This window comes from Aeromonas molluscorum 848 (genome assembly GCF_000388115.1).
Taxonomy (GTDB): domain Bacteria; phylum Pseudomonadota; class Gammaproteobacteria; order Enterobacterales; family Aeromonadaceae; genus Aeromonas; species Aeromonas molluscorum.
The window spans coordinates 1-8,557 of record NZ_AQGQ01000165.1; the positions used below are offsets into that span (position 1 = coordinate 1).

11 protein-coding genes and 1 pseudogene are annotated in these 8,557 nt (G+C 54.2%); 7 read left to right on the forward strand and 5 right to left on the reverse strand.

Annotated features, from left to right (window positions below; genetic code table 11):
• Both G113_RS16930 and lrp read right to left on the reverse strand, forming a co-directional pair.
• The coding region (locus G113_RS16930) for a DNA translocase FtsK 4TM domain-containing protein (protein ID WP_005907667.1) at positions 1 to 214 on the reverse strand (214 nt) is incomplete at its 3' end.
• A gap of 191 nt (positions 215 to 405) precedes the next feature.
• Positions 406 to 897 (reverse strand): leucine-responsive transcriptional regulator Lrp, encoded by a 492-nt coding sequence (lrp, locus tag G113_RS16935; RefSeq protein ID WP_005300047.1) that lies wholly within the window; start codon positions 895 to 897, stop codon positions 406 to 408.
• A 202-nt stretch (positions 898 to 1,099) separates the two neighbouring features.
• Here lrp and G113_RS21645 point away from each other — a divergent pair, with 202 nt between their 5' ends.
• From G113_RS21645 to trxB, 3 genes are all read left to right on the forward strand, one after another.
• Positions 1,100 to 1,303, forward strand: a complete 204-nt coding sequence (locus tag G113_RS21645; protein WP_005907672.1) for an alanine dehydrogenase — start codon at positions 1,100 to 1,102, stop codon at positions 1,301 to 1,303.
• A 280-nt stretch (positions 1,304 to 1,583) separates the two neighbouring features.
• Positions 1,584 to 1,751 (forward strand): hypothetical protein, encoded by a 168-nt coding sequence (locus G113_RS21650; protein WP_236611798.1) that lies wholly within the window; start codon positions 1,584 to 1,586, stop codon positions 1,749 to 1,751.
• Positions 1,752 to 2,046: 295 nt separating this feature from the next.
• Complete coding sequence (trxB, locus tag G113_RS16945; RefSeq protein ID WP_005907674.1) at positions 2,047 to 2,997, forward strand: thioredoxin-disulfide reductase; 951 nt, start codon at positions 2,047 to 2,049, stop codon at positions 2,995 to 2,997.
• Positions 2,998 to 3,195: 198 nt separating this feature from the next.
• Here the strand turns inward: trxB and G113_RS16950 are convergent, their stop codons facing one another.
• The gene (locus G113_RS16950; protein ID WP_005907676.1) at positions 3,196 to 3,666 is read right to left on the reverse strand and encodes an outer membrane lipoprotein; all 471 of its coding nucleotides are present in this window, start codon (positions 3,664 to 3,666) and stop codon (positions 3,196 to 3,198) included.
• A gap of 20 nt (positions 3,667 to 3,686) precedes the next feature.
• Between G113_RS16950 and aat the strand changes: the two are divergent.
• The 3 genes and pseudogenes from aat (at position 3,687) to infA (ending at position 5,393) form a co-directional block, all read left to right on the forward strand.
• A pseudogene (aat, locus tag G113_RS20750) lies at positions 3,687 to 4,393 on the forward strand (leucyl/phenylalanyl-tRNA--protein transferase).
• Positions 4,390 to 5,106 carry an arginyltransferase gene (locus G113_RS16960; RefSeq protein ID WP_005907681.1) on the forward strand — a complete coding sequence of 239 codons (717 nt, stop codon included), beginning with the start codon at positions 4,390 to 4,392 and terminating at the stop codon, positions 5,104 to 5,106. Before aat ends, G113_RS16960 begins: the two are co-directional and overlap by 4 nt.
• A gap of 68 nt (positions 5,107 to 5,174) precedes the next feature.
• Complete coding sequence (gene infA, locus G113_RS16965) at positions 5,175 to 5,393, forward strand: translation initiation factor IF-1 (RefSeq protein ID WP_005300033.1); 219 nt, start codon at positions 5,175 to 5,177, stop codon at positions 5,391 to 5,393.
• 63 nt (positions 5,394 to 5,456) lie between these two features.
• Here the strand turns inward: infA and clpA are convergent, their stop codons facing one another.
• Together clpA and clpS are read right to left on the reverse strand one after the other, a co-directional pair.
• Positions 5,457 to 7,709, reverse strand: a complete 2,253-nt coding sequence (clpA, locus tag G113_RS16970) for an ATP-dependent Clp protease ATP-binding subunit ClpA (protein ID WP_005907682.1) — start codon at positions 7,707 to 7,709, stop codon at positions 5,457 to 5,459.
• 59 nt (positions 7,710 to 7,768) lie between these two features.
• A complete protein-coding gene (clpS, locus tag G113_RS16975; protein WP_005907683.1) occupies positions 7,769 to 8,086 on the reverse strand; it encodes an ATP-dependent Clp protease adapter ClpS in 318 nt (105 codons plus the stop codon).
• Between the two features lie 230 nt (positions 8,087 to 8,316).
• Here clpS and cspD point away from each other — a divergent pair, with 230 nt between their 5' ends.
• Complete coding sequence (gene cspD / locus G113_RS16980; RefSeq protein ID WP_005907684.1) at positions 8,317 to 8,535, forward strand: cold shock-like protein CspD; 219 nt, start codon at positions 8,317 to 8,319, stop codon at positions 8,533 to 8,535.
• Positions 8,536 to 8,557 lie beyond the last annotated feature (22 nt).

Consider the following 8,557-nt stretch of genomic DNA (forward strand, 5'->3'; position numbering starts at 1 on the left):
TGAACATGGTGATATCGGCTATCCAGGCACCGGCGCTACCTGCCAGATTCTTCACATCCCCTTCCCAGGAGGTCTGGGACCAGCCGGGATCGGCAGGGTGGTAGGTGAGCAGGGCAAGCAAGAGGTAGGCAGCCAGCAGTGTGATGGCGATCAAGACGGCTTCGAAGATCCGTTGGGTGCCTGATAAAGGAGTAAACAGCTTTTTCTCGGCCAAACTCCGGCTCCTTTCTGAAAAACATGATAACGCGTGGGACAAGGGGGCCCAGTATCCCTGAAAAACCTATCACTTGTCAGCCTGCCCAGCCATTGATGCGACAGACTCGACAAGCAGAAACGAGCGGCCTGGCCGCTCGTTTCTCATTTTATGATGCATCAATTGCTTGTCACATCACAGCACAAAATACTCTATCGGGTACTAATTACCAGACGACTGCTCTGTTTAACTTCTTCCATCACCACATAGGTGCGCGTGTCGTTGACGCCAGGCAGTCGCAACAGGGTTTCCCCAAGCAGACGGCGGTAGGCAGACATGTCGCTGACGCGGGTTTTGAGCAGGTAATCGAAATCACCGGAGACCAGATGACACTCCTGGATCTCTTCGAGTACTTGAACCGCCTTATTGAACTGTTCAAACACGTCCGGGGCGCCCCGGTTCAGGGTGATTTCCACAAACACCAGCAGAGAAGCATCCAGATAATGAGGGTTCAGAATAGCGGCATATCCTTCGATATAGCCTTGTCGCTCCAGGCGACGAACCCGTTCCAGACAGGGTGTGGGACTCAGGCCAACTCGTTTGGACAACTCAACATTCGAAATCCTGCCATCCTTTTGCAGTTCATTGAGAATGTTGCGATCAATCCTGTCCAAATCCTTTAGCCGACTCTTAGCTTCCATCATTTTATTCCATCCTTTGGCTATTTTTTGGTAAGAATCACCAGTCATTTTATAATTATGGTCACAAATCCTGTCAATACCTGAATATGAGAGGCGCACATGTTGCCCGACAACGGGGCAACATAAAACACCGATCTATAGACAAGGGGGGAGCAAGATTATCGGTGTACCTAAAGAAATAAAAAACCATGAATATCGCGTAAGCATGGGTCTGGCCAGTGTACGTGAACTGGCAGCACGAAACCATACTGTTTTCGTCCAACGCGGCGCAGGAACTGGCATCGGCTTCACTGACGCAGACTATCACGCTGCTGGCGCCGAAATATTGGCCGCTGCTGCTGATATTTTTGCAACGTCGCAGATGACAGTCGGGGTCAAAGAGCCCATGCAGCCAAGCACCATCCAATGACCCCACCAAGTGCCATTTACCTACACCGCCCTCTGGTGCCGAGCCTGCCCCAGCCCCCTGTGCTGGCAACTGCGCTCTGTTCTGCATCGCTTACCCGCCAGTCAGCGATGCCTGGGGTGGTCTGCCTTCGCTGGTCGCCATGTCCGGCATCGCCGATCGCATGTCTATTCACGCCGGTGTCCAGGCGTCACTGCGCCGAAACTTGTCACCCGTGAACGTACTGCCGCCATGAAGCCATGGTTCGGCCACCGTCGATGTCACCATCTATCAATGTGGCTGCATAGAGACATCCCATGCAGCAGCGCACCAGGAGACCACGTTTATGCACGACAAGCTGATGCGGTATTGCGTGACCGACAGGCCGGGCGCCGTGGCTCGTACCGCTACCTTGGCCCTCAACAACGCTACCCTGCCCTTCCTCATCCGTCTGGCAGATAAAGGCGACTAAAGCCGCCCTGCTTGCCGACAACCACCTGATCAACGGCCTGAACCCGATGGCGGTAAATGGTTCTCTGCCAAAGCCCACGGCCTTGTCGTCACCCATTCCCAGACCCTGTTGGACAGATCCCGCTTGCCAGCAAGTAGCGAAGAGTGAAAAACGCCCGCGATGGGCGGTTTTTGATGTCCGAACACGCGCCAGCCCGCACCGACTATCGATTAACACAATCGATGCACTGCCCTTTGACCCTGGATCACGAATTCCCTACAATCGCGCAAACTCATTACGTCTCGGAAATCACACCATGAGCGAAGTCATTCACAGCAAGCTGCTGATCCTGGGCTCAGGCCCGGCAGGCTACACGGCCGCCGTCTACGCAGCCCGTGCCAACCTCAATCCACTGCTGGTCACCGGCATGCAGCAAGGCGGTCAGCTGACCACCACCACGGAAGTGGAGAACTGGCCCGGTGATGCGGAAGGACTGACCGGTCCTGCGTTGATGGAGCGAATGAAAGAGCATGCGGAAAAATTTGATACTCGCATCCTGTTCGATCACATCAACGAGGTGTCCCTGAATGAGCGCCCGTTCCGCCTCAAGGGCGACAGCAGCGAGTACAGCTGTGATGCCCTGATCATCGCCACCGGCGCCTCTGCCAAATACCTGGGTCTGCCTTCTGAAGAGGCCTTCAAGGGGCGCGGCGTCTCCGCCTGCGCCACCTGTGATGGCTTCTTCTATCGCAATCAGGAAGTGGCCGTCATTGGCGGCGGCAATACCGCCGTGGAAGAGGCCCTCTATCTGGCGAACATCGCCAAGAAGGTGCATCTGGTCCATCGTCGCGACGAGTTCCGCGCCGAGAAGATCCTGATCAAGCGCCTGCATGACAAGGTAGCCAGTGGCAACATAGTGCTGCACACCTATCAGACCCTGGACGAAGTGCTGGGCGACGACATGGGTGTGACCGGCATCCGGCTGCGCAGCACCAAGGATGACAGCACCTCTGAGCTGCCGCTGATGGGAGTCTTCATCGCCATTGGTCATCAGCCGAACACCCAGATCTTCGAAGGCCAGCTGGCCATGGAGAATGGCTATCTGCTGGTACGCGGCGGTCTGCAAGGTTTCGCCACTCAAACCAGCATTGAAGGCGTATTCGCCGCAGGCGACGTGGCCGACCACAACTACCGTCAGGCCATCACCTCGGCCGGGACTGGTTGCATGGCCGCCCTGGATGCTGAACGCTTCCTCGATGCACAGTAAGTGCCGCCAGTCCCAGTAGGGGCAGGTGATGAAAATGACAAAGGCATGCCCCGGCATGCCTTTGTTGTCTCCAGGATACGCGTATCGCCCTCTAGCCCGCACGCTGCCCTTCTTCATCGGCCCACACCGCGCTTGTCTACTACTCAGCTCAGCGACAGAGGCTGACGACTCTGGGGATATCTTGCGCGAGGCGAGCATTCAATAAGTCTTGTCGACCCGCACTCCATCATCAAAGTAAAGGATACGAACCTTATCGCCCTGGGCGAAGACCATGCTCGAATCAAAATCCTGAATGACATTGACCAGTGCCCCCTGATCATTGCGGATCAGCAGCTCCACCAGTTTGTTCTCCACCACCTCAGTGCCGGACTGGTAATATTGCGCCGCACCGGCACCCGCCAAGGCCCCCACCGCGGTGGCTATCTCCCGGCCATGACCGCCGCCAAACTGGTTGCCAAGCAAGCCCCCGATGAGTGCCCCACCCAACGTCTTCCAGCCGGATTGTTCAGACTCAATCACCTGACGCTGGGTGATGTTGCGCATCGTCTCGACCTGACCAAATACCACCTGGTTGACCGGCCGCGCCGTATTGCGTTGATAGACCTCGGCACTGGCCTGCACCGTGACAAAGCACAGCAGGCTGGATACTATCAGGATAATGGCCTTCATCTATGAAACCTCTCGATGCTATGTCTTGTTACCTGACCCAACTGGATGATGAGCCGACCCGGTTCCCCCACCCCAAACACGCTCTGGATGAACCCAATGGCCTGCTGGCGATCGGGGGCGATCTCTCCCCTCCTCGTCTGCTCGCAGCTTACCACAACGGGATCTTTCCATGGAATGAACCCCATCAGGCCCTGCTATGGTGGTCGCCGGACCCCCGTGGAGTAATAGTTCCCTCACGCCTGCATGTCGGGCGTAGTCTGAAAAAGTTTTTGCGTCGTCATTCATTCGATATTTCCATCAATCGCGCCTTTAATCAGGTTATCGCCGCCTGCGCCGCCCCCAGGCCCACCGCCAGTGGTACCTGGATCAGCGATGAGATGATAGCGGCCTACCAAGCGCTGCATCGTCAGGGGCACGCTCACTCCATCGAAGTGTGGCAAGACGGGCAGTTGCAGGCGGGGCTCTATGGTATCGCCGTCGGTCGCCTCTTCTGTGGCGAATCCATGTTCAGCCGTATAGATAACGGTGCAAAAGTGGCCATGTGGGCCTTGTGCCGCCATTTTGAATGCCACGCGGGGCCCTCATTGACTGCCAGATGCAAAACAGCTTCCTGGCTACCCTGGGCATCGAAGAGTGGCCCCGTAGCCAGTTTTTGGCGGCGCTGGCGACACTGCGACAGCAACCACTGCGTGAAGGATGCTGGCAAACGAGGTCCATCAACCTATGACTGAAGAAGTGATCCTCAAAGTCGGCCTGACTCCCAAACATGCCTGCAGCTATCTGGAACATCAACAGGAGCAGTTGCTGGTACTGATGGATAACGACCTGCTCAATGCTCATGGTTACGAGCGCTTGTTGACCGCTGGCTTTCGCCGCAGCGGCAATGACATATATCGCCCCCACTGTCCGAGCTGCAACGCCTGTCAGTCTCTGCGTATCCACAGCGAGCAGTTTGTAGCGAGTCGCAGCCAGAAGCGGATCCTGCAACAAAACCGGGACCTCTCCCTGGTGCTTAGCTATGACGATAAGCCCGAATATTATCAGCTGTATGAACGCTATATCCGCCAGCGACACCGGGACGGCAGCATGTATCCTCCCAGCCGCAACCAATACAAGGGCTTCTTGCATTGTGACTGGATGCCGCCGCTCTATCTCGAGATCCATCAGAATAACCGGCTTATCGGTGTGGCAGTCACGGATCTCCTGCCCCACGCCTTGAGCGCCATGTATACCTTCTTCGACCCCTCCTTTGCCGATCGATCTATCGGCACCTTTGCCATCTTGAGCCAGCTGGATCTGGGGCGGCGAACTGGCCGTCACTGGCTCTATTTGGGCTATCACGTTGAGGAGTGCCGCAAGATGAAATACAAGAGTCGTTTCCTGCCCCATGAGCGACTTATTAAGGGTGAATGGAAAAATATCGCCACCAAGCCCGAGTAAACTTTACACATTGGCTTAAATCCGGCATGATCCAGCGGATTTTTGTTGTGGCTTATCAAGAGGATTCAATGGCTAAAGAAGACAGTATTGAGATGCAGGGCACTATCTTGGAAACCCTGCCCAATACCATGTTCCGTGTGGAACTGGAGAATGGTCACGTGGTTATCGCTCACATTTCCGGCAAGATGCGCAAAAACTACATTCGTATCCTGACTGGCGACAAGGTGACAGTCGCTCTGACTCCCTACGATCTCTCCAAGGGTCGTATTGTTTTCCGCTCTCGCTAAGCCAGGAATTCAGCAAAAAACCCCACCTGATGGTTGGGTTTTTTGTCGTTTCGTGGTTTCTATTTAGTGAGGCACGGCTTCAACATCGACCTGAAAATCGAAGCTGAGGCTATCATTTACTACTTCAACCTTGACGATACCCCCATCGACCAGTGAACCAAACAGGATCTCATTGGCCAGGGGTTTCTTGAGGTGCTCCTGAATGACCCGCCCCATGGGTCTAGCGCCCATCGCCCTGTCATAGCCCTTCTCAGCCAACCAGTGACGGGCACCTTCCGATATCTCAAGGGATACTCCCTTGGCGTCCAGCTGTACCTGAAGTTCGACGATGAACTTGTCGACCACTTGGTAGATCACCGCCATATCCAGATGGTTAAACCAGATAGTGTGATCAAGCCGGTTACGGAACTCTGGGCTGAACGTCTTGTTGATCACCTCCATGGCGTCGTGGCTGAGATCCTGCTGCTGGAAGCCAATGGACTTTCGCTGAGTCTCCTGGACACCCGCATTGGTGGTCATCACCAAGATGATGTTGCGAAAATCTGCCTTGCGACCGTTATTATCGGTAAGAGTCCCATTGTCCATGACCTGCAGCAACAAGTTGAACACATCCGGGTGCGCCTTCTCTATCTCATCAAGCAACAATACGGCATGGGGATGTTTGATCACTGAATCAGTCAACAGGCCCCCTTGTTCAAAACCAACATAGCCGGGCGGTGCACCAATCAGCCTGGAGACAGTATGACGCTCCATGTATTCCGACATGTCAAAGCGCAGCATCTCGACTCCAAGCGCCTTCCCGAGCTGCTGGGTGACTTCTGTTTTTCCCACCCCTGTTGGGCCAGCAAACAGGAAGCAACCGACAGGACGACGCTCATTCCCCAACCCTGAACGAGAGAGACGAATGGCATCGGTCAACACCGAAATGGCCTTATCTTGACCAAATACCACCATCTTGAGGTTGCGCTCCAGATTTTTGAGCACCTCCTTATCGGAAGAGGAAACAGATTTTTCCGGAATACGCGCTATCTTGGCCACGATGGATTCAATCTCGGCCACATTGATCACTTTCTTGCGCTTGCTCACTGGCAGCATACGCTGCCCCGCCCCAGCTTCATCGATCACATCAATGGCTTTGTCCGGCAGATGGCGATCATTGATGTACTTGGCTGAGAGCTCGGCTGCAGCCCGAATGGCCTTGGCGGTATAGCGCACACTATGATGCGCCTCGTAGCGACTCTTGAGACCCATCAGGATGCGAGTCGTGTCATCTATGGTCGGTTCTACGATGTCTATCTTTTGGAAGCGGCGCGCCAAGGCGCGATCTTTCTCGAAGATCTGGGCATATTCCTGGTAGGTGGTTGAACCCACGCAACGCAGCAGACCATTGGAAAGCAGAGGCTTGATCAAGTTGGCCGCATCCAGCTGACCACCGGATGCCGCCCCTGCACCTATGATGGTGTGTATTTCGTCGATAAACAGAATGGCTCCTTCCTGGCGCTCAATCTGTTTGAGCAGCACCTTGAGGCGCTTCTCGAAGTCACCACGATACTTGGTACCGGCCAATAGGGATCCCATATCCAGGGAATAGATGGTGCTGCCGGCAATGACTTCAGGCACATCCCCCTTGACGATGCGATAAGCCAAACCCTCGGCGATGGCAGTCTTGCCCACGCCGGCTTCCCCGACCAACAAGGGGTTGTTTTTACGGCGGCGGCACAATACCTGGATGGTGCGGCTCAGCTCCTGATCGCGACCAATCAAGGGATCTATTCGTCCCTCCAGCACCAGCTGGTTGAGGTTAGTGGCAAAGCTCTCTATCTGGGCGGCTGAAACATCATCGTCAGCATCGGCATTGTTTTGCGGGGTGTCTGGTTTGTTGTCTTTGCGCACACCATGGGAGAGGAAATTGACCACATCCAGTCGGCTGATGTCGGATTTTTTCAGGAAGTAAGCAGCCTGGGACTCCTGCTCACTGAAGATGGCCACCAGCACGTTGGCACCACTGACTTCGGTATGACCCGAAGATTGCACGTGGAATACTGCACGTTGCAGCACACGCTGGAAACCTAGAGTTGGCTGGGTTTCTCTGTTTTCGTCATCGGCGGCAATTAACGGTGTGGTCTGATTGATGAAGGCGGCGATCTCCTTGCGCATCAATTCCACATCCGCACCACATGAACTCAAGGCCTCGTGGGCTGAGCTGTTATCCAGCAGGGCCAACAACAGGTGCTCAACGGTCATGAATTCGTGACGCTCATCGCGAGCGAGCTTGAAAGCCTCGTTCAGCGTCTTCTCTAGCTCTTTGTTCAACATAGGCACCTCCCCTAAGTACAGCAACAATGTGGTGTCGTTCTGTCATCACGTCATGTCGTTTAGGCCTTTTCCATCGTACATAGCAGTGGATGTTCGTTATTACGTGAATAGGTATTGACCTGGACCACCTTGGTCTCCGCTATCTCGGCGGTGAAGGTGCCACAGACTCCCTTACCACTATAATGCACACTCAGCATGATCTGGGTAGCCTTATCCAGATCCATCCGGAAGAACCGCTGCAAGACTTCAACCACGAACTCCATCGGGGTGTAGTCATCATTATTGAGCAGCACCTTGTACATGGATGGCGGCTGCAGCTTGGTCTTCTCGGACTGCGCAATCTCTTCATTAACAAAGAGTTCTTTTTGCTTACTCATGATTGTGCTTGGGTACCTCTAGATTACTACCGCCTGGCGTCAGGCTGTCAATAGAGTTGTTAACTGGATCACATGACTTGTTAACAACTTCTTGACTCGACCATCAGTTGGACTAAATTGGTTACTTGCTAATCGGCGCCCCACCATTATTAGGCTGATATCTCTAGTTATAATGGGCTGGTGCAGGTTACTCAACGACTTTAGGGTAATCAATAAAAGGATGTAGATGTATGGCAACCGGAACAGTCAAGTGGTTTAACAACGCAAAAGGATTTGGGTTTATCTGTCCGGAAGGGGGCGGTGACGATATCTTCGCCCACTACTCCACCATTCAAATGGAAGGTTACAGAACCCTGAAAGCGGGTCAAGCTGTGCAGTTTGAGCTTCAACAGGGTCCAAAGGGTAATCATGCCGCTGTTATTGTGCCGAATGAAGCACAAAACATCTGAGTCAAGGTTGGATAAATAAAAA